The following is a 22,041-nucleotide window of genomic DNA, read 5'->3' as shown; positions in this document are numbered from 1 at the left end:
AAGCTTATTTTTTATTCTTCAATCTGTTTAACTTTTTTCACACTCAGTAATAAAAGTGCAATACCGACTAAATAGACAATCCACCCCCAACGCATATGTATTGATTTGGATAATAGCCGATCTGCAAATCCCCATCCGAAATAATTATTGATCTTAAAAAATACGGCAGAAATACTGATCAGGTACCAAACTGCTGCTACCCGGGTCATCAAACGATATCCTGTTAATTGCCTTACAAAGAAAAGTAGGGCTGTTATTCCTATAATCATATAGGTAATAAAAAACAATGCAGTATCTGTTTGATAGAGGTTCCAATTTCCCTTAATCGGCACCTTTAACATCGGCAACATCCCTGCTAAGAGGCAGAGAATCAAACCTGATAAGGCTAAGCTTTTTCTGATGATAATCATAATATCCAAATTAATATGGCGCAAAAATAATCATCTGCCTGATGAGTTTTGATATTTATTTTTATTAAAATTTATATTCTATCAGCGTGCACAAAAAAACTTGATCGTGCCTAGAAAAACAAAACCCCGAGGAGGCAATTAGCTTTTCTCGGAGTTTTTAGATTAGTAAAGATTGACTACGAATTGTTATATCCCACTACAGGATCAATAGTTAGTCTTTCAGGAATTCCAATTCAAAATTATTCAGGTATGGTTTTCCATCATAATTGAAGTCTGCTAGAATTTCGATATTCATCCAGTATAAACAAAGCGCGGCAATGTCACTTGTTGCTGTTGGTATGGAGATCTTAGCTGTTATAGGCTCGGGATTAGTCCCTGGAGCATAAAAGTCCTCTAAATAGTTCCATTTATAATCTCCTGATAGACTCATATTGTATCCTCCAGAAGCCTTATTGAAATATGTACCCTCGGATCCTTCATCCATTGGCCAGAAACCAATTAGATTACTATAATTTGGATGTTTTGTGATATCTTTTAAACCAATAGCATTTTTTATTGTAGTAGCATCAAGTGCTGCATTATAATAAGCTAGATTAGCAGCATGCATATTTAAATTAGTACCGCCACCGTCAACATTCTTATAACCAACCCGTAAAGCATCAATGGCTGATAAATTTTTAGTGGCTAAAATATCACCCGAATTATTCATCACACCATCTGTATAAGTAGTTACTGTACGAGCTGTTGCTGGTGATCCTGTGGTTTTAACAACCATCGTCAACGTATGCCAAGTACCCAGTGTTAAATTACTTCCACCAGAAATCTGGGTCTTACCCTTACCTCCATTTCGGGTTCCACCAATTACTGTACCCCAGCTAGTACCACTTTGAAGCCAAAGCCAACCTGTCATACTTTGCCCCAACAAGTCACTTCCTTTAGACAAAAAACCTGGATAACTAGTGTTCACATTAAGTTTTACGTCCATTTGTACGGTAAAATCTTTAGTTTCACCTCCATCATATAGGTTATTGTCGTTACCTACTTGAGCCCTTGCTGTTGCACCTTGAAACAATACCGGATTGAATCCCGATTTTTTCAATTCATATTCCTTCAAATTAGGTTGGCTTACAATCGTAAATCCGCTTTTCGCATCTGTATTGCTTCCGCCATGGTTTGTGGTCACAATAACTAACCAATCCTCCTCAGTGTAATTTTTTCTGGCTTTAATGGCTTCAACAATATTTCCGATGTATTCATCCGACTTATCGATTGCACTTTTAAACTTTGCATTATTAACCGTATAACCACCGTCTTCACCTGCTTTTTGCACATCCCGTAAATTAACCATAATAGTGCCTAAGCTATTTACCTTACTCAAGAGGCTAATGGTACTATCTTTAACCGCGAGATCTGAATTAACGTCAGGTGCATAATCTGCATTTCTCACGTAATTTCTTAGTTCATCCCAAGTTGTTACCATCGCTGTGCTTACCGATTTGTATTGGGTAACATAATCCAGTACATTTCTAAAATTAACAATTTCGCCATGTTCTTCATCATCGCCATGCTCCGTTCTTTCAAAATTATCAGCACTTGTTTGATGTTTTGAAAAACCTGTCCCAGTTAACATCGAAACCCAACCTGCTGCATTTGATGTTGTAGGTAGTGTGTTAAACGAATACTTGGAATTCTTCTGTAAAGTGGCCAGATTTGTTGGCACAGCTTTTTGTAGTTCATCACCAGACAAACCGTCAATACTGATCACAATAACCTTACGCTGAGTACCATTAAAGTCTTTAATATCCTCAAATACAGGAGGAGGATTGTCGTATTTTTTACAAGCTGTAAAAGATGAAACACCTACTGCAACGAATAAAAAAGTTCTAAATATTTTTAAATTTACTTTCATCTACATATTTTTTTGATAGAGAAACTCTGTTAAATGAAAGCGCAAATAGCTTTCATTTAACACTGTTTCATCCTTATTCATTCAACAATTACGGTCTAATCAAATTCATTTCACCAAATACCACATATGGATTAGCTTTGTATCCATTTTTTACAATTACTTTAAAGAATTTTCCAGTTACATTACCTTTTGGAAAAATATATTCAAATCTATTGTTGCTTGCAGGCAGAGTTGTTTCTCCAATTTTTGTGTATTCAATATTATCTGGACTAGAATAGATTTCGATATCTTTTCCATCTCCTTCTCTATTACCTCCTGGTCTTCCATTAAAGTACATCCCTTTGATTGGCATAATTGCCCCTGCATTGAACACAAAATTAAATGGATAGCTTTCTGTCGGTCCTATATCACTATATTTTGAGTGATAGAAGGTATTCACATTATCATCTACCAAATCATTAACTGACCCTTCTTGTGCAGGACAGCTTGTAGAGACAACAGTTGTTTTATATACGATGGCACCTGTTCCACCTGTTTTGTTTAAAGGATTATAGGTCCATATTGTTTGTGACAATAATGGATACTTTTTGGATATTTTAACTGCAACAGAAGGACTATAGGTAATACCCCAAGCATCAAAAAATGGCGCTAAATCTATCTTAGTGTAGTCTGATAACTTTTCGTAAACCCAGTTATGCATGGTAATATCATTTGGATTATATCGTGTCGCTTTACGTGCTTCTTTATATAAATGTGTCATTGCTCCATACCCGTATAACTCAAATATCTGCACAAAAGGTGTCATCCGTTTAAATGGTGCATCGCCCCAGTCCACATCAAAATTTTTAGCAACACCTGTTCGAGTGGCATAAGCGATTGCCTCAGGAAAATCACTGTTAACAGCAGGATGCAAAACACTGTAATTTGCACCAATACGATTGGCTACTTTAAAACTAAATAAATTATTCGTTGTTTCGCCTAATGTACTCCAGCTCCAGATACCTCCCTGCTGACAGTTGTGTCCAAACTCGTGATAAGAACCCCACATGCCATCGCTGGTACTGATGGCTTTAAGACTCGTCATACCGCCAAACCATTCGGAATCATTATAACCGACAAATGGAAAACCACTATGTCCATAGCCATTCGTTAGCTGAATATCCAATACACCTCTCCAAGCTCCCTGGGGGCTACGGTCTCTTTCATCTTCTGCATCGTCTGACAATCCCATCCAGCCATTGTAATCCAGTTCAAATACATCATTCCATTTAGTCATTACCGCAGTTGGATTGGTAAACGGCTCTGAAGATGTAAACGATTTTACAACACGATCTCTAGGGACAAGAAATACCACCCGTTTCGTTCTTAACTCCAACCATGGCACTTTAGAAGCTTTCACTTTTTCTATCCATTGGTCATTGTTAGACTGTCCTAGCACAAAGTCGGGCGAAACACATGCATTGGTGATCGTAAATTCGACCGGATTTGGATACGCCCGATCTGGACGGATATAGACCGTACCTCCATATAAATTGCGAACAAAATTATTTCCAGGATAAAGTTGCTGACGCATGTAAATAATCGGATCGCGCAAGAGTGGTAATTTTCCTGTTAAATTATCGGTATGTCCACCAATCTGCACGGAAAGTCCTTCAATTCCCTGTGGTACCACAATCTTAATGAGTTCTCCTGGCGCGGCATAATATCCTGTACTAAACTGTGGCTCCGGGGCAACCGATATTCTAAGGTTAAGCGTTGTTTGCTTTGTAAAATTCAAATCCAACGTAAATTTTGCGTCGACCACACGTGGTTCTGCAATATCTACTAAACCGGGAAAAACTCTGGCTTTAGCATACATGGATTTATCTATAAGCTTGAGATTGGTATCAATAACTCCACCAGCTTCATTTTTTGAGTCATCCGGATAACCGTCCGGGATATTATAACCATACTTAGAACACGATGTTACGGCTAACAACATCGTCATACTAAATATTGCCGTAAATTGATTAAGTTTCATAAGTTAGTCTTTTGGTAAGTTAATAGTAGGGTTATAAAATTTACCCATTAATCCCCAAGTTTTTGGAATAGATATGTTCATCCAATTATAAATCATGACTGGAATATCGACACCATTTGGTACCGCTAAAAATGCTGATTGAGATATATTTGGAGAAATATTCGGAGAAATATCCATAAAGTTTGCAAATTGGATCGACTCACTAAAATCAAAATTATTACCTTTTCCTGAACGGTCGAACATCTTGTCGCCAGATTCTTCATTTCCTGGCCAAAATCCAATTGCATTTGCAAAGTATGGATTATCGATTCCAAATTCTTTCCTCATATATGTCCCCATTTCTGCATCTGTAAGTGCTTTATTCAGAATTACCAAATCCCTAACTAAGATATTTGAATTAGATGAGGCATCGGTGCCTATTCTTAGTGGATAGTTATTGTCTGCATTTCTTCCAGCAATATTTGAAGTGTTTTGCAAAGCTCCATCTGCAAATACTTTAAGATTACGTGCACTTCCGCTTGGAGCGATCGTAAATCCCATTGTATGCCAAACCCCATCAATCTGATTAATTTTACCACTAGGGCGATTATACAATGCCCAATCAATCTGAAATGAATTACCACCCATTAAAAATCCCCATCCCCCTTCGTTTACTCCCGTACTAGCAGGATCTCTTTTACCCACGAACATCGGGTAATTGACTTCTCTACCAATATCATTACGAACTTTAAACATTAGGGTGTATTCTCCTGTGGTTCCAAAATTACCAATGGAAGTATTACTATTTAAAAATGCAACCCCATTCGTACTTCCATTATTAGAAGCGAATCGAGGTCCAACTCCTGCATAAGGTAATGCATCGACGTTAGGTTTCACATAATTGGCAGAAGTGAATTTAGGGTTGTAAAAAGTAACAAATGTATTTCGCGATTCATCTTCATAAATATTTGATCCCGGCTCACCCCCAGAAGCTCCTCCCCCTTTATTGGAAGCAATAATCACCAACCAGTTTTCACCATTGTATGTTTTTCTAGCTTGTAACGCGGTCATAATCTCTCCTACATAATCATCGAGCTTGCCAATAGCAGCTGTATACGCGGTATTATCCTCCGAGTAGTCATTCCCAGCAGCTTCTTTAGCACCTTTAAACTGGGCGACCAATAACGATGGGTCTTGCGTAGATAACTCCGCAATAACCGCATCTTTTACAGCGGCATCATTTGCCAAATCTTTCTTTTCTGTTGCATCTTTTGCCAGAGTACTGTTTAATCCTGTTGCAGAAGCAAATGAAACTGTTCTCACATTTTTAATTTCAGCTTTCAATCGAGTAAAAACTGTAGGTGTTTTTTGATTATCAAATCCACTGAAATCATTTGATTGAACTTGATGTTTTGTATAATCGACTCCTGTCAACATCGTTGTCCATGCCCCAGCGTCTGTTAAGTTATTGCGCTGAAAATCAGCTAATCCATCATAAGTAAACATGGATCTTTTTGTAATTAAACTAATGTTTTTAGGTCCTAGGCTCTCTACGACAGATCCTTTAACTCCGTCTAAAATAAGATACAGAACTCTCCTTGAACCATCACTTACTCCTAAGGTATCATTTTTAAAAGAATCTGGAAGTGTATTCACAAACTCTTTATTACAAGATGAACTGACTAGGATTGTAGCGACAAAAGCTGCAACACCCAACATTTTCATACCTATCTTTGATTTTATTTCTCTTTTCATATTTAAATAAATTGGGACTTATTTAGAAATGCTAATTCTTACGATATTATGTAAGATGGATGCATTGAACCTGCTGATCTCACCGACCAGAATTACTTTTGATTCTTTTGCATTTTCTGTTTCGATCATATCATATACTCTTCCCTGAAAACCACCTGTATTATTATAACCAACAGCTAATTTTCCATCTGGTTCTAAAATCATAAAACCTTGACGTAAATAGGTTCCATACTTATTAAAGCTTCCAGTCACTAATATTTTTCCACTATTTAATTGCGCTGCAAAAGTAGCACCTCCGCCACTAATCAATTCGCCATTAAATGTAGCATCAACAGATCCATCCGCATTTAATACCGCCAGCGTTGATGAAGGCTTTCCGTTATAGGTCGTAAAATTACCGGTCACAATTATTTTATTTGTTTTAGCATTAAAGCGAATTGAATAAATATCCCCATTAGCTGCCGCTCCTGATTGGAATGATTTGTCAATAGAACCATCCAAGTTTAATCTTACGATATGGTTTGCTTGTTCATTATTAAAGGTTGTGAAGCTCCCAACCAGAATTAACTTTCCGTCTGTTTGCATTATTGCATCGGCAATTCCACCATTTGCGCCAACGGGGCTCTGACGTGCCTCACGATTAAAATGAAACGTTGAATCCATTGAGCCGTCTAAGTTCATGCGTACCAATTGTGACATACGGGTAATATCATAAATCTTTTCATCGTAGCTTGAATTGGGAAGAAACATGCGTAGATAGGCTGTAAAACCTCCTATCGCATAAACCTGCTCACCAAAAACAAAAGTTTTTCTAATAAATCCCAATACTCCGCCATTAAATGATGGAATTGTATCGGCATTTTTCCATGTTATTTCGGGCTTTGGATTGACAATTTCGGTAGTTCGGACCGTATCTAAAGAGCCATTTGAATTTAATTTTGTTATGCTTCCAATGGTACGGCGATTTTCTCTACGACTATTATAAGCATTAAAACTACCCGCAATGATGTATTTTCCATTTTGCGAACCAGAAGTGATGCGATTGATTGACGTGATCGCTTTTAAACCTCCTACGACACCTATGCCGAAGTTAACACCTTCGGTTGAATAGTTTCCTTCAGCACCAATCTGGGCTATTCCACCATTTGGTGTCTTTTCGGTTCCCTGCTGTTCGAAATTATTGAAATATCCAGTTAACCAAATATTACCATTCGGCAATAACGCAGTACTAAATATCCCAGAACCAAAACCTTCACCTATAGTCGATGCTCCATTGATTACTTTGAAGCTTGGGTCAAGTGAAACTTTTCCACCAATTTTGACAATCGGGCCAAAAAATGACTGATCGTTTGCAGTGATCCACACACTTCCAGTACTTGCTGTTAAGGGTACAACAAATTGAATGGTTGTATCTGTATAATTGAGTACTTCAGCTTCGATCTCATTGACAAATAACTTAAATACATCCTTATACTTCATTAGACCTCTGACTTTCAAATCTAAGGTACTACCCGCTTCTACAATATCAGGATCTGTTGTTTTGGAAACAAAACCGATATCCAACACCTCTTTCCCTCCAGCATATGGATCGTCTGCTAATCCCTTGCTTTTTGAACAGGCCCCTACCACAAAGGAAAGTCCCACTACTAGCATGATAAGCAATCTTGTTCTATATTTTATATTACGTAACATCTTTCGAATCATTTATTAAATTGAAATAATTAATTATGGTGTTGCAGGTGTAATACCCGCCGCAATCGCTTCATCGATAAACTTTAACGTATTAAATCCAAATGTGTGTTTGATACGCGTGAGCACATGCAACACCCCATTATTTGTCTGGATATCGGAAGTTGCTACAGGGTTATTTTGCAAAGCAACCTGTGGATTTGATAGATCTGGAATGTAGGCCAAAAATAATTGACGGTATCCGGCATATTGTACACCTCCTGCATTATTAAAAATTACCCCAATATTCATGATACGTCCTGAATAACTGGTATAATTTTGACCTGGAAAGGCAATATACGAAAGGGTATCACGCTGTGGATAATCTTTCATTAAAGAAGAACTTTTGAATATATATTGCAAAAGTGTGTTCTTCCATACTGCGGGTTTGATTTGCGTAAGTTTTGATACGGTATCACGTCCTTCAAATCTAAGGTATCTATTGAGCTGTATAATTGCTTTATTCACAGATCCACTAGGGGGAGCAAAAAAAGTTACATTTTCTTTATCCAAGACATCATCCAATCCCGCTAAATTGATAATCGTAAGGGTCGAATCAAAAAATGGTTGTTTTGCCTTCATATAAGCTAATGTCGATCCTTCAAATTTGGGATCGTGAACACCCGAATCATAATAATATTTTTTACAACTGGTAGAAAATAGCACAGCCAGTGCTATGATCATATAAAAGATTCTATTTTTTAAATTCATAATGATTAATTCCAAAAATTGTTTCCGATTAAACCTGGGTTAGCATTACGCTCTTCGGCAGTGATGATCAATGGCCAAGTCCATGCGCCATTATTAAAATTACCAACACTCATTGGCGAATTAGCAAATTCCGAATTGACAACACGCTTTGTTCTAACCAGATCAAAATAATACTGTCCTTCACCTATTAGTTCCCGACATCTTTCTTTAAAAATATCATCTTTCAAGGTTTCACCCCCTGTAGTGATCTCCGAAGCACCTGCATTTAATCTAATTTGGTTCAAAAAAGCTTTAGCTTCTGTTTCCTGTCCGAGCTCGGCATGTGCTTCAGCAACTAATAAAATTGCATCGGACAATCTAAAAATAATAGCGCTGTCATCACTAACCATCGTGACACCAGAACCCGAACCTCTAGCGTAGGTATTGATAAATTTTTTAAACTGGAAAGTCAGAGAATTGTCACTAACATTATCAAACCAAAGGGCACGTCTTTGATCAGCAATACCCGCTGGATATAGTTTTTCAAGATAATTTCCTTGATAAGCCATTCGGCTTGTAGTTGTCGTTACAGTTCCTCTGTAAGGATAATGTGAAAAAAAGTAGGAGGAATTAGCATAATCTGCAAAGGTCTCGCCATAATTATAATCTTGTAAGATACTAAATAGATTTTCGGATGAACGGCCTTTAAAGATACGTTTGGTATTTTCAACTGTAATCGGCAAAAGGCGATAGTCTGTATATGTCTTTAATTCTTCTCCTAAAGCAGTCACTGCTTTATAGTATACTGATTTATCTGCTGTATCCCAAGCTGCTGCCCACATATTTAAATGCATCAATAACGCTACAGCAGAGGCACGTGTCGGTCTAAGACCTAATAGTGATGCTTCAGGATATTTAACAGGAAGATTATCCTTGGCTGAATTCATATCTGCAATACATTTTTTCAATACTTCAAGTTGTGGTAATCGTGGTAATGGTTTACTGTTATAGGCATCTGTATAATAAATGGCATCGCCAAACATCTTACAGATGTACATATAACTCAGATTACGCGTAAAAACCGCTTCCGCCTGATAACGCTTTTTTTCTGAAGCTGATATAATAGACTCAGGCATATTTCCGACTTCGGCATGAAGAATATTGCTGGCGGCAATCACATCATACCATCCCTTCCAGCTCATATTCTCTCTTATAACACCATCAAAATCATCTCCCCCACCTATAATTCCTTTCAAGTTATTATAAATTAAATTTATATAAGTTATTGGACCGCTTGACGAACCAATCCAATTACCTCTAATTTCCAAACTGGGTAATAATGCGGTATTTCCTATTTTAGTTTTTAACCTCAGGTATATCCCATTTGTATAGCCTTCTACATCTTTTTTGGTTTCCCAAAAATTATTCCCCGATAAAGCGTCAATAGGGGTCACATTCAAAAATTTATCACAGCTTGATGTAGATAATACAAGTGCTGTAACGGCAAGTATATATGCTAATTTTTTAATTTTCATGATATCAACAATTAAAACTCAATATTCAATCCTAAAGCAAATTGCTTAGGAAGTGGATAATTACCTCCAGAATCTTTACCTAATGCACTCACGTTTTCCGGATTAGCTCCTGTATAGCGGGTGATATAAAACAAATTGGAAACTGTACCATTAATACTTACACGGTTCATCCCATATCTTCTTGACCAGTTCTGATCAAAATTATAATACACTTTTACTGCATTTAATTTGAAATAAGATCCATCTTCTTGGAATAAAGTCTGATTACCCCTGAAAGGATTTAAGCGACGTGCGCGTACAAAATCCAATGGGTTTCCATAAGTTGCCTGATCGCCAACTGCTTTCCAATAATCCAATTGTGAAATAGGCGGTAATGCAACCAATTTCCACGGATCATATTGTATAGCAGGATCTGTAAATGCACCGAACTGGCTAGCCAAGGTATTATTCATAATATCACGTTTCAATGTGAATGATGTATTGACTTCAAAACTCCAGCTCTTGTACTGTAATAGCGAAGTAAAACCACCGGTAATCTGCGGTTGAGAATTACCGGCAATTACGCGATCATAGTTATCTAAAACATAGTTTCCATCTAAATCGGTGAAAATAGGATCACCTGCTTTAAAGTAATTTAAGATATCATTGCTACCCACACGATAAGGTAGACCAGTTGCTGGATCTACAGGGACTTGAGCATTGGTACTATAAACACCTTTTGTATTAAATAGATAGTTAGACAAAGAATTGATACCTAATCTATAATAGATATCCTGTTGGTTTCCTGGATCATAATAGATCATTTCTCTTAAACCATCCGGCAATGCTGCCAATACTTCACGGTTGATTGCAAACGAACCTGACATTGTCCATTTGAAGGGGCTTGTTGCACTTAATGGACGAGCAGTTGCTTGAAACTCCCAACCATAATTTACATTACTGATTTCTGTAGAAGCAATATTCTCGAATGAATTTGAAGATGAAATCGCTTTCTCTCTAAAAACATTATCATTTTGCTTGTAGTAGCTATCAATATTTAAGGTTAACCTATTATTGAATACTGAAATATCAAAACCCGCATTTAAAGTAGTCGCGCGAGTAGGCTCCAACGACCGATTCGGTAAAAATTTTAAATCTGTAACAACAGTTTTCTGATTATTATAATTATCTCCGCCATAATATTTTCCATAAGATTGATAAATACTTCCATTAGGTGTAATATTAGAACCATAACTCAGACGGAAGGATCCATAATCCAACCATTCCTTATCTTTCATGAAATTTTCTTTTTCAAAATTCCATTTTGCAGAAATCGCAGGGTTTTTAACATAACCTGCATCTGGACCATTGGTCGACAGACCGTCAGCACGGTAAGAGAAATTGATGACATATTTCTGCTTATAATCGTATGCAAAATTGCCTGAAAATGCCACTGCCCGTGTATCCGTATAGCCGATTGTACCACCTTTGGAACTTAAATAACTTGTCTGCTTTACGATCGGCCCTCTCAACTGATCATTGACAACACGATCATTCAACATTGCATCTGCTTTAAAGAATGATGATCTTATCTCGTTAAATGCGAAAAAGTTAAAATTATGCGCGTCTTCTCCATCTTCTTTCAATGAAAACACATAGGACATCTGGTTACGATTATACAATGTAGTTGCTCTATCGTTATAAGTGTAATACTGTGCCTGATTTGCATTTAATGCGGCTGGTGAGAAGTTATCTTTTGTACTGGATGTTCCGGTATAATTTAACGTGGTCTCCACTTTAAAATTCTTAAAGAAATCGTAAGCTACATTGACAATCGCAGATGTTGTCAAAACTTTATTATCATCATCCGTATTCAATGCTCCTAAAACCGAATTGACCGATGAATATAAGGATGGTGCTGGTAATAAAGAAGATGAATTTCCTCCGTCTGCAATACCAGAATTCATCAATCCATTCCCGCTACCCATCCTTTGATTCTGGATGGAGTTATTCAATTGCGCTAATAATTTGAATTTATAAGTCGGATTATAGATCATATTCATATTCAAGTTATAACGCGAGTAACCTGTATTTTCCTGAATACCTTTTTCATCGTAAATACCCATTGCAACCTTATAATTAAACTTCACATCACCACCGGATACATTGAGATTATGAGTCTGGTTATAGGTTGGCTTATAAAAATAGGACTGCCAATCGGTAGAGTTATTATAATAAGGATTTAAACTGTCTGATAAAAATGGGGTTTGGTTTACCAAATCTAAGGCATGATTCCAAGAGGTATCAAAGCGCATAATCTGTGCGATCCTTAATAATCGCTCATCTTTACCGCCAATAACAGCTTTTAATTGTGGTACTGCCGACATAAAGGCCGCACCATTATAGCGCACTACTGGAACTTTTGAATTACCTCTTTTTGTTGTAATTAAAATAACACCATAAGCGCCACGCGATCCGTATAAAGATGTTGCAGCAGCATCTTTAAGTACCTGAATATCTTCAATATCTTCCGGTGGAATCTGTGATGCTGGTGATACACCAGGTCCTGCTTGTTGGAAACCGTAAGAAAAATTTGCATTATCGTCTACCGGAACACCATCGATGACATATAAAGGAGAAGTTGGTGTCAAGAATGCCGCGTCTCCACTTCCAGAGACATTGATGTTGGAAATACCACGAATCGTGACACTTCCTCTAAATCCTGGTGCACCTGTATTATTTTGAATATTTAAACCCGCGACACGACCTTGCAATAATGACATCACATCACCTGCAGGCTGTCCCTGTATATCTTTACCTGAAATGGTAACAATAGAGCCTGTATTCGTAGCTCTTGTTTTCTGCTGATAACCACTGGTTACTTTGACCTCCCCCAACATCTCACTTGTAGGTGACATGGTCACGGAGAGGTACGTTTTATTGTCAACTTTTACGGTAACAGATTTATGACCAATCGATCTAAAAATGATGGAAGCATTATTTGGAACCGTGATCGTAAATTTACCCGACCTGTCCGTACTTCCTATTGCTTTACCTCCGGTACTGATACTCACACCGGAAATTGCTTCTTGAGAACTCGAGGCACCGTCTATGACAACCCCCGTTACTTTTATCTGCTGTTGTGCAAAAGCAACTTGTTGCGTTCCAAAAAACAACAATATAACTAGCGTATATATATGCTTCATTTGAAATGTATTTAATTTAAGTTTATATTGATTCATTAATCATTATCAAATTTTGGTTTGTCTCTTCTAAACCAAAAGGTCAGCTCCCAATCACCCTTTTGAAAAATGTTAAAATTAAAGTTGAGGTAGTTTTTTTCAAGTATATTACCAAAGCCAATGCGACTAAACTTAAATGAAATGCTAGCCTGTCCACCACTTAATGTTGTGTAAGGAGTTGGATAAGCACTTAATGGAATCGGATAAGCGACATCATAACGTACTTTTGTTGCATCCTTCGTCATATTAAAACCATGTACTAAGCCTGCCCAATTCGTTTCATCGAATTTATTCGGATCTATCGGATTGGATAAGGAATCTGCAAATTTGAAAGTCAAGCTATTTCCATTTCCTGTTTTCCTAAACAGGACCTGCACATCAAAAAAACTACTCATGTACTGTCCGCGTTCACCCATGATGAAGACCCCTGATGGGCTAACGGAAACACTTGTTGCCTGTCCAGTGATGGGATCTAAATTTGAAGGTTCATAAGGACGTTCCCTGAAGGGCATGAGGCGCATATTTTGAAAATACTTACGACCTCCAGAATTGGACATCTCGACATCGAAGACATAGCCAGAATCTGGTTGTGCACTCACCATATTAGAATTAGCCGAAGACCACATCACAAAATCACCAGCGTGTGGTCTAATTTCAAATAATGGATGATTTTCAATGGTTCGCTTCGCTTCAATTTCAGCTAAAGATTTTTCTGTACCATCATAAATCTGTTTCCATACTGTCACTGGATATAATTGTGTTAATTCAGGCGCTGGATCTCCATTAAACTTGCGCATATTCACAATTTTAAAATCCAAAGGACGACTTGAATTTCCGTATTGAAAGATATTGGTAAATAAGGTATTCCGGCCAAGTACCGGTTGAAATAGCGTGGTTACATATTTCGAATCATTGGCTATTGATAGCCTTTCGTCAGGTAAATTCTTTTTACAAGCCGAAAAAAACAATCCAAAGACCATTACAGGTAAACCAATCTTGAATATATTTAGAATTCTTTTCATTATTTCTCTTCATTTAAAACTAATCTGCGCGTAAATTCATCAAACCCAAAATTGTGAATCGGGTCTAAAATATTGATTGTCGCATTATTTGTTCTGATATTTACTGTATTGGCTTTAGTAGTTACCCAGTCTTTCTTAAAGGTTGAACCAAAAGTTTCACTAAAATTTAGAATGCTCGCTCCACCTTCAACAAATCCGGAAGAACTCATTTTTGCATATCTGACATGCATCGGGTAATCAAATACAATTGATTTGACCAAAACACCATCTGTATCCTCCATATAAGCATCGGTAGTTTTTTTACCTCTCACAATGTATTTACAGATCATGGTATCCAGCTGTGCCTTGTTAGCATCTGATAAATACACATTTGGTAAACCAAAGCTTCTACGCATATTATTTAAATATTTAAGAGCTGATGCAAAATTTTTATTGACCGGCGCAAACAGAGTCAATTCTTGATTCCTAAGCGAATCTTCCAGATTTGGAAATCTTTTCAAAACCAAAAGCAAGGAATCAAAAGTTCCATCAGGTTGTGCTTGTAGATAGTCTAGTGCATTTCCATTATAGGTCTGCACTTTATTCTCATAATCGTAATAAGGTGATTCACTTTTATTACATGAGCATAGCCAAAGGGAGACAATTCCGATGATGGCTAATACAAAAAAATTATTATTTAAAATCTTCATACATTTACGTTTTGAAATTACTATTGCCAATATGGATTCTGAATAATAGATGGATTTGCACTTATGACATCCTGAGAAATTGGCCAGTAAATACCCCCTGCATCTTCAAATTGTTTAAAGGTCATACCCTTTCCATTTTTTGTTGCATAAATTGCATTTGATTTCTTGATTCGGTTATATCTCACTTGATCGTACCATCTCCATCCCTCGCCCATTAACTCTTTTCTACGTTCTTCAAAAATTGCTTTAAAAATATCTGGAGAGTTGATAGTCGTATAATTGATACCCCTCAAGGCACAAGCTCTATTTAGAGCGGTATATGCACCTTCCGTATCACCTATAACTGCTAATGCCTCAGCCCTCAACAACGTAATTTCTTCCATCCTGCTGAAGACCATTGACGAACTGAATAACATAAAATTACCTGAAGTATTAGAAGGGGAGAGCACTTTGATCTTATTAAAAATTGGCATTTCGGATTCGAAATTATAGAAATAATTCGTGCGGTATAATCCGGTCAGTCTATCGACACTGAAACGTAAATCAAAAGGGTTATTAAAGACATTTATAATTGTATCTTTAGAAACAAACATTTCCGGACGATTTTTTGGAATGAAAGGAGCAGCTAAAGTTAATTGTTCAATATGACCATTCGCTGTCGCTAATCCATTACCAGACTCAAAAGGAAAACCGACCATTACAGTTGCTCTTTTATAAGCAAATGGGCTCATATTATTTTGATTCTCCGTTAGCGCATTCATATCGATATAATCCAATGGATTGGCTCCGTCGACATAATATTGAGATGACTGATTATCTAATACAAATTTAGCATAGTTGGCTGCGTCTGTATAATTCCCTTGCCAAGCGGCTATATGTGCAAGAATAATATAGGCCGATAAGCGTGTAAATACGTTTCCGTTCCAAGAAGCCCAACCCTCACCGTAATAAAGTCCTGGGAAAATAGGATCTGTTCCACCGTAACGGAAAGGAACGACCTTAGCTGCTGCTAACAATTCTGAAGTTGCAAAGCCCAATACCTTTTGTTGCGAAGTTCTCGGTAATTGTACAAAATCACCATCATGTGATGATGTCAATAAAGGGATATCTCCCCAGATCCGAGCCATATAATAATAAGCAAATGCACGTAGTATTCTAGCTTGGGCAATATCTACATCATTATTTAATTTGGTATAGCGGGGATCTACTGCTACAATTTCTTTTGATCTTTCAATGAAAAGACTGGCAGCATTAACAGCAGCATAAAATCTTCTCCAGTTTGTAATACGATTAATTACTGGATATGATGCATTTAACTGTCCGTTGACAACGGCCTTTAGATCCGCACGATTATTAATTGTAAAATCTCCCTGTCTCAGATCTCCCATCACCCAATGACCATTATCTGCTACGGTAGCAGATCGCATCAATCCATAAACGGACATCAAATTGGCCTTTGCATCTTCGAATGACTTCCAATTAGTTTCTTCTGTCGACAATCGAGTTGAAGAAACATTATCTATTTTATTACAAGAAAAAGTACTCAAACTAATCACTGCAGTCAAAATGCTGACTGCCAGTTTACGCCCTGTTAATTTTCTTCTATTGTTTATACTGTTCATCTCTAATTATTTTTACAAATCCAGTTTAAATCCTATTACAAAAGTTTTTGGAATGGAGAGGTTTGCGCCGTCATAATACCCGTTGAAATTGATTAATTCAGGATCTACACCAGTAAAATTGGTTACTGTCAAGAGGTTCATACCTGTTGCATAGACGTAGAATCTGCGGATACCCACTTTTGAGGCATTAAAGAATTTAGCCTTACTCAGGTCATATCCAATAGTAACCGACCTTAACTTTAAATAGGAAGCATTATCCAAGAATAGATCTTGATCGACGCGATACGGATTGATATCACTCCATGGGTTATAAATTGGATAATCTTTTTCATTCTCAATTTTCTGCCAAGAAGACACTTCTTTGATGGAATTGATATCATTGCCAGCTTCACGATTGATAAAGCCATACTTAGTGGCTTCGTATTGATTAAGTGCTTTATGCCCAGCAGCAAAAATAAAATTGAAATTAAGATCAAAGTTTTTATAGGCAAAAGTGTTGTTCCAGCCTCCGACAAAACTTGGGATACGATCTCCTGTCAAAACTTTATCTTTGTTATCGACACGATTATCATTGTTATAATCTTTCCAGATAGGATCACCCCCCTTCACAGGAATACCATTAAAAGTTAAATCAACAGGAACATCTGCGTCTGTATTATAAATACCTGTATTGGAATATACCCAATAGCTTCCTACAGATTTACCAACCTCTAATTTGTTGTCTCCAATAATCAATTCTTGATGGCCGTCTGGAAGCGCAGTAACTTTGTTTTTATTATAATTAACATTGATCGCGGAATTCCAATTGAATCCATTTTTATTTTCAACTACTGCACCATTCAACATCAGTTCTAAGCCTTTATTATTAACTTCTAAACCGGTTTTATAATTTACGCTATAGCCCGTCTCCTGTGCAACAGGAACACCAATTAACTGATCTTTATCATTTCGATTGTATGCTGAGATTGCCGCATTCAATCTGTTATTTAAGAATGTACCATCAAGTGTCAAATTCGTTCTCTCGGCTACAGGCATTTTGATTCCATAACCTATAAAGCCACTCTCATAAGGTCTATTTATTCCCATTACAGGTCCATAACCGGGAATAGTTGGTTCTTCAAACCATCCGCTTTCCGATCGGTACTGAGGTCCTGCCGCATAACGGTCATCTAAGAAAGTACGAACCGTTCTACCCCAGCCTCCTGATATATTCAATGCATTGAAAAAAGTGTTGTCTTTTAAAAACTGCTCTTTTAAACTGTAATTAACATTAAAGGAAGGTGTTGTCACCCATCTACTATCAGGTTGTCCATTGGAAGAACCATCCCTGCGGACAATTGCGTTCACAGCTAATAAATTTTTGTATTTATATTGGGCAGATCCGTAAAAGGACATCAGATTATTGACTTCTTTGTCGATATAGCGAAACACATAGAAATTAGGAGAGTTTAAATATTCAGATTTATTTTTATCTCCCTCTACAAAGCTCAACTTGACATAATCATTAGGTCCATTATAAGCTCTCGCATAGTTGTACTTGAAGGTATCCCCCTGATAGGTCTGACCGACTTCTAAATTCAATTCATGATGTTCTGCGAAATCAAATTTATATGAAGCGGAGTTATTGAGGATCATCCGCTGGCTGTAGCCAAAATAGTTGGAGATGTAGCTCACACCATCCATAAGCGTCGACGGTGTGAAGAAATCGCGCGATCCTTCATTATAGTCAAACATTAAACTCGACTGAATCTGTAGCTTATTGACATGGGCAGTCAAAGTCACATTACCATTTAGAGTCGTTACTCTATTGTTATCAACATTTTTTTCATTCTCTTCCAAAAAAGCGCCAAACACATCGGCATTGGGCGACAAAGGACTTGATAAATCTGGGATATAACGCGTTTCGGCGAATCGATCTCTTAAACTTTTATTACGGGTTCGATCCAAACGTGAAGTATTGACATTACTCGACATCGTTAACCAACTGAAAGGAGCCATATTAATTCCGAAAGATATATTGTATCGGTTCAAGTTGGTTTCGTCAGCATTACCGGCATTTTTTGTTCCCGAACCAAAAAATCGGAAACTTGCACGATCGTTTCCTCCTGTAATCCCTAAATCAGCAGAGTAGGTCGGGGTATTTTTATAATATTTGTCATTCCAGTTTGAGGGACCAAAATAAGCTGTATTAGTTGAATCTCTTAAATAGCTGGCATAATTATCATACCGCTCTTGGTTGCCATATTTTTCGTAAAATGGTTTTCTAAAATTATTCTCATAAACACCATTTACAGTATACACTTTGGGTGCAGTAACATATCCAAAATAAGAATTTAAGCTAATTTCTCTTAAGCCTGACTTTGCTTTTTTAGTCGTGACATAAATAGCCCCATTTACTGCATTTGGACCCAATTTAGCAAGTTCAAAAGGATCCTTAATAACTGCAATGGATTCAATATTACTAATATCAATTTGCGAAAATAAATTAGTAGCAGGACCGATGCGGTTGTAATCGTATTTTTGTACGTCAAATGCAAAGGGGTTTTCTTGTACCATGGGCACCCCATTGAGATATATGGCAGGTTGCAAAGCATAGACATCCCTTTTAGAAAACAGGACACCAGAAGCACCTTGTACAATCATACTCTGCTCCGTGCCTGGCTCACCATTTGGTTCTTGAACATAGACACCAAGAAGATTTCCTTTGACGATCTGTTGTAATGAAAGGTTAGGAACAGGAATGACCGATCGGATGTTAATGGTATCCCGAATCGTCTTAAATTTCTGCATGGCCTTCATCATCTGGCCAATCGTATCTGTTTCAAAATTATTGCTGGAAAACTCACCTTTACTTGTATCTCTTAAAACACTGGACTTATTGGTCGGTAATTTCAAGTATTTTTGGTTAGCATGTAAAGATTGTGATCCAACAACAGCTAAAAACAAAGCAAAAGAAACGCTTGTGTAATTTTTAACCATTATTTAATTTAATTTAAGTTTTGATAAAATTATTCAACATAAATCGTTCTCAAGATGAATTCCTCAAGATAAAATGCATAGAAAAGCCAGGAAGAAAAACGGATGTTTTTTACCTAAAAATATATAACTAAAAATAAAATCACCTATAAATGCTAAACATAACACTATTAATTAAATTATACGGGCAATTGATTATTTACAGTCATAAAGTCAATTACGATAGAGACTTCTTAACTTTTGCTAAATTTTTACGAATTAATAAATTTAGGTACTCTTTTCATTTGATTTCATTTGGTTTTTTTAAAATTTAAAAATTGGTATTATTATGATTTTTATAAATCGGTTAATGATAAATATGCGTCCGTTTTGGCAGCTAATAATTGTTAGTATGTAACAATAATATAATAATAATATTGTTATTCCATATTCCTTATGAACGAAACCGTTTGCGTAAAATGAGCAATCGATTGCATTTTTCACCACCCTCTTTATGTGTAACATAATTAAAAATATAATAAATATCCTTTCATTTTATAATCAGTGTTTTAGCTAAAAAAAGCAAAATCTACCATGTATTCATTACTAAAACGTTTTTAGCACTAGATTTAGTTAATTACAATTTTGAAGCTACGATTTAATGGTCAAACATATTAATGCTGTATGGATGGTTTTGTAAACTATTTTAAAAATATCAAGAGAGAATCTAGGAATGAAATGATATTTTTCACTTTTCCAAGAAAATATACCGCTAAGTTTACTACCAGAATTCTTATTATCTTTTATATGGTTCATTAGAACAAAAAAAATCAACAAAATATCATCACTCAGTTATTAGGGTATAAATAAAATATTTGCAGCATCTATCTGTGGATTTTTCAATTCTTAAAGTTTATAAGTTATTTATTTTGATATCGTTCACATTCGTAAATGAGAAATAATAATACAGCTCACATAATTTATTCAGTTGATTCCCAACACTATGCAAATCACCAATTTAACATTAATTTAACACTATTTGTAATCATTCTAAATTCATCTGTTTGACAGATTTTTGACATATAGCAAAAGCTTTTAAACTACATTTGCAGAGTTAAAATTAATCGAGGGTATTGCTTTGAAGAATCTTAAGGTATTAGCATTCACACATAAACACGTAGAACTTAAAGATTTAGGTAATCTAGTTATTTGTAATGAGGAGTTAGAAAGTAGACTAATGAATCTAAAACATAACATGGATATTCCTGAAGTATTCTATATTGGAACTTGTAACCGTGTTGAATTTGTGTTTTATGGTGCTCATGACTTAACGAATGAATTCATTGCGCAATTTATGGAGAAACTCAATTTCTGTGTCCCTCAGGAAAGATTGCAATGTTATTTAGGTCAGGTGAACAAATATGAGGGTATGGATGCGTTAGATCATCTTCTTCGTATGTCATGTTCTCTTGAAAGTTTAGTTGTTGGTGAGAAGGAGATCTTAGCACAGGTCCGTCGGGCATACGAAAGATGTCGAGAGGCTGGATTTACCGGTGACTTCCTACGCATGCTAATGGACCGTCTGGTAAAAACAGCAAAAGAGGTCTACACCCACACTAAAATATCCAGAAACCCAATTTCTGTTGTTTCTTTAGCATACCGCAAATTAAAAGAAATTAAATCTGTTGAGAATCCAAGAATTCTGATTATCGGATCTGGGGAAACCAATCAAAATTTAGCAAAGTATTTTCAGAAAAAACAATCCAGCAATTTTGTAATTTTTAACCGTACGGTTGAAAATGCGCAGAAATTAGCTACTGAACTCAATGCTGAAGCCTATCCTTTATCGGAATTGATCAACTATAAAGGTGGATTTGATATTCTCATTACCTGTACAGGTGCTACAACGGCCATCATTGATAATTCCCTATATCAATCTTTATTAAATGGAGAAATGGATAAGAAAATCATTATTGATCTTGCCATTCCAAATGATATTGATGCTGAAGTTTTAGCCAATAATGCGGTGCACTATATTGAGGTTAGTTCCCTACAAGCGATTGCCAACAAAAATATTGAAGAACGTTATAGTGAACTGTCTAATGCTGAAAAGATTATTTCAGACAATATTCAAGAATTTTTACCTATCATTAAACAACGACGTGTTGAAGTTGCAATGCGTCAGGTTCCACAAAAAATTAAAGAAATCAAATCTTTTGCATTAAATGAAGTTTTTGCGTCGGAGGTTCAGGCCTTAGATCCGGAAGCGCGTGATGTATTGGAAAAGATTATTAATTACATGGAAAAAAAATACATCAAAGTTCCTATGGTAATGGCTAAAGAGATTTTAGTCAAAGTAAACGAAAATGGTGTTAATTAATTAAGAGCGACTTAAAACTCTTTTTCACACTGCATTTGGATTTATTCTGACAGTAACGTGTCAACAAATCAATACTATTTATTTATTTTTGCCTATCTTAATTATTAAAATAAGGTAAAGTATATA

General features: G+C 36.3%; 13 protein-coding genes. 1 reads left to right on the top strand and 12 read right to left on the bottom strand.

Features of this window, described 5'->3' with window-relative positions; translation table 11 throughout:
• Nucleotides 1–11: 11 nt before the first annotated feature.
• The 12 genes from WH188_RS25175 to WH188_RS25120 form a co-directional block, all read right to left on the bottom strand.
• Nucleotides 12–410, bottom strand: coding sequence for a hypothetical protein (locus tag WH188_RS25175; protein WP_168127855.1), 399 nt, complete (start codon nt 408–410; stop codon nt 12–14).
• A gap of 211 nt (nt 411–621) precedes the next feature.
• Nucleotides 622–2,319 carry an alkaline phosphatase family protein gene (locus WH188_RS25170; RefSeq protein WP_339424799.1) on the bottom strand — a complete coding sequence of 566 codons (1,698 nt, stop codon included), beginning with the start codon at nt 2,317–2,319 and terminating at the stop codon, nt 622–624.
• Between the two features lie 88 nt (nt 2,320–2,407).
• Nucleotides 2,408–4,339, bottom strand: coding sequence for a M60 family metallopeptidase (locus WH188_RS25165; RefSeq protein WP_339424798.1), 1,932 nt, complete (start codon nt 4,337–4,339; stop codon nt 2,408–2,410).
• Nucleotides 4,340–4,342: 3 nt separating this feature from the next.
• Complete coding sequence (locus tag WH188_RS25160) at nt 4,343–6,073, bottom strand: DUF4983 domain-containing protein (RefSeq protein WP_168127858.1); 1,731 nt, start codon at nt 6,071–6,073, stop codon at nt 4,343–4,345.
• Between the two features lie 18 nt (nt 6,074–6,091).
• Nucleotides 6,092–7,765 carry a DUF5008 domain-containing protein gene (locus WH188_RS25155; protein ID WP_168127859.1) on the bottom strand — a complete coding sequence of 558 codons (1,674 nt, stop codon included), beginning with the start codon at nt 7,763–7,765 and terminating at the stop codon, nt 6,092–6,094.
• A 33-nt stretch (nt 7,766–7,798) separates the two neighbouring features.
• Complete coding sequence (locus WH188_RS25150; RefSeq protein ID WP_168127860.1) at nt 7,799–8,485, bottom strand: fasciclin domain-containing protein; 687 nt, start codon at nt 8,483–8,485, stop codon at nt 7,799–7,801.
• Nucleotides 8,486–8,517: 32 nt separating this feature from the next.
• Entirely contained in the window at nt 8,518–10,026 is a 1,509-nt protein-coding gene (locus WH188_RS25145) for a RagB/SusD family nutrient uptake outer membrane protein (RefSeq protein WP_168127861.1), read from the bottom strand.
• Between the two features lie 11 nt (nt 10,027–10,037).
• Entirely contained in the window at nt 10,038–13,211 is a 3,174-nt protein-coding gene (locus WH188_RS25140; protein ID WP_165902452.1) for a SusC/RagA family TonB-linked outer membrane protein, read from the bottom strand.
• A 35-nt stretch (nt 13,212–13,246) separates the two neighbouring features.
• Nucleotides 13,247–14,269 (bottom strand): DUF5007 domain-containing protein, encoded by a 1,023-nt coding sequence (locus WH188_RS25135; protein WP_132843624.1) that lies wholly within the window; start codon nt 14,267–14,269, stop codon nt 13,247–13,249.
• The gene (locus WH188_RS25130) at nt 14,269–14,958 is read right to left on the bottom strand and encodes a fasciclin domain-containing protein (protein ID WP_168127862.1); all 690 of its coding nucleotides are present in this window, start codon (nt 14,956–14,958) and stop codon (nt 14,269–14,271) included. Before WH188_RS25130 ends, WH188_RS25135 begins: the two co-directional genes overlap by 1 nt.
• A gap of 20 nt (nt 14,959–14,978) precedes the next feature.
• Entirely contained in the window at nt 14,979–16,580 is a 1,602-nt protein-coding gene (locus WH188_RS25125; RefSeq protein WP_168127863.1) for a RagB/SusD family nutrient uptake outer membrane protein, read from the bottom strand.
• Nucleotides 16,581–16,592: 12 nt separating this feature from the next.
• Nucleotides 16,593–19,559 carry a SusC/RagA family TonB-linked outer membrane protein gene (locus WH188_RS25120; RefSeq protein WP_168127864.1) on the bottom strand — a complete coding sequence of 989 codons (2,967 nt, stop codon included), beginning with the start codon at nt 19,557–19,559 and terminating at the stop codon, nt 16,593–16,595.
• A gap of 1,114 nt (nt 19,560–20,673) precedes the next feature.
• Between WH188_RS25120 and hemA the strand changes: the two genes are divergently transcribed.
• Complete coding sequence (gene hemA / locus WH188_RS25115) at nt 20,674–21,915, top strand: glutamyl-tRNA reductase (protein WP_168127865.1); 1,242 nt, start codon at nt 20,674–20,676, stop codon at nt 21,913–21,915.
• Nucleotides 21,916–22,041 lie beyond the last annotated feature (126 nt).

The organism is Sphingobacterium sp. MYb388, assembly GCF_037479535.1.
Taxonomy (GTDB): Bacteria; Bacteroidota; Bacteroidia; order Sphingobacteriales; family Sphingobacteriaceae; genus Sphingobacterium; species Sphingobacterium anhuiense.
The sequence above is the reverse complement of the archived record's forward strand: the minus strand, read 5'-3'. Positions and strand labels throughout refer to the sequence as shown.

Excerpts from the sequence above, each read along its gene's own strand:
- WH188_RS25175 (WP_168127855.1), bottom strand. The coding sequence starts at position 410 with ATGATTATCATCAGAAAAAGCTTAGCCTTATCAGGTTTGATTCTCTGC.
- WH188_RS25170 (WP_339424799.1), bottom strand. The coding sequence starts at position 2,319 with ATGAAAGTAAATTTAAAAATATTTAGAACTTTTTTATTCGTTGCAGTA.
- WH188_RS25165 (WP_339424798.1), bottom strand. The coding sequence starts at position 4,339 with ATGAAACTTAATCAATTTACGGCAATATTTAGTATGACGATGTTGTTA.
- WH188_RS25160 (WP_168127858.1), bottom strand. The coding sequence starts at position 6,073 with ATGAAAAGAGAAATAAAATCAAAGATAGGTATGAAAATGTTGGGTGTT.
- WH188_RS25155 (WP_168127859.1), bottom strand. The coding sequence starts at position 7,765 with ATGTTACGTAATATAAAATATAGAACAAGATTGCTTATCATGCTAGTA.
- WH188_RS25150 (WP_168127860.1), bottom strand. The coding sequence starts at position 8,485 with ATGATCATAGCACTGGCTGTGCTATTTTCTACCAGTTGTAAAAAATAT.
- WH188_RS25145 (WP_168127861.1), bottom strand. The coding sequence starts at position 10,026 with ATGAAAATTAAAAAATTAGCATATATACTTGCCGTTACAGCACTTGTA.
- WH188_RS25140 (WP_165902452.1), bottom strand. The coding sequence starts at position 13,211 with ATGAAGCATATATATACGCTAGTTATATTGTTGTTTTTTGGAACGCAA.
- WH188_RS25135 (WP_132843624.1), bottom strand. The coding sequence starts at position 14,269 with ATGAAAAGAATTCTAAATATATTCAAGATTGGTTTACCTGTAATGGTC.
- WH188_RS25130 (WP_168127862.1), bottom strand. The coding sequence starts at position 14,958 with ATGAAGATTTTAAATAATAATTTTTTTGTATTAGCCATCATCGGAATT.
- WH188_RS25125 (WP_168127863.1), bottom strand. The coding sequence starts at position 16,580 with ATGAACAGTATAAACAATAGAAGAAAATTAACAGGGCGTAAACTGGCA.
- WH188_RS25120 (WP_168127864.1), bottom strand. The coding sequence starts at position 19,559 with ATGGTTAAAAATTACACAAGCGTTTCTTTTGCTTTGTTTTTAGCTGTT.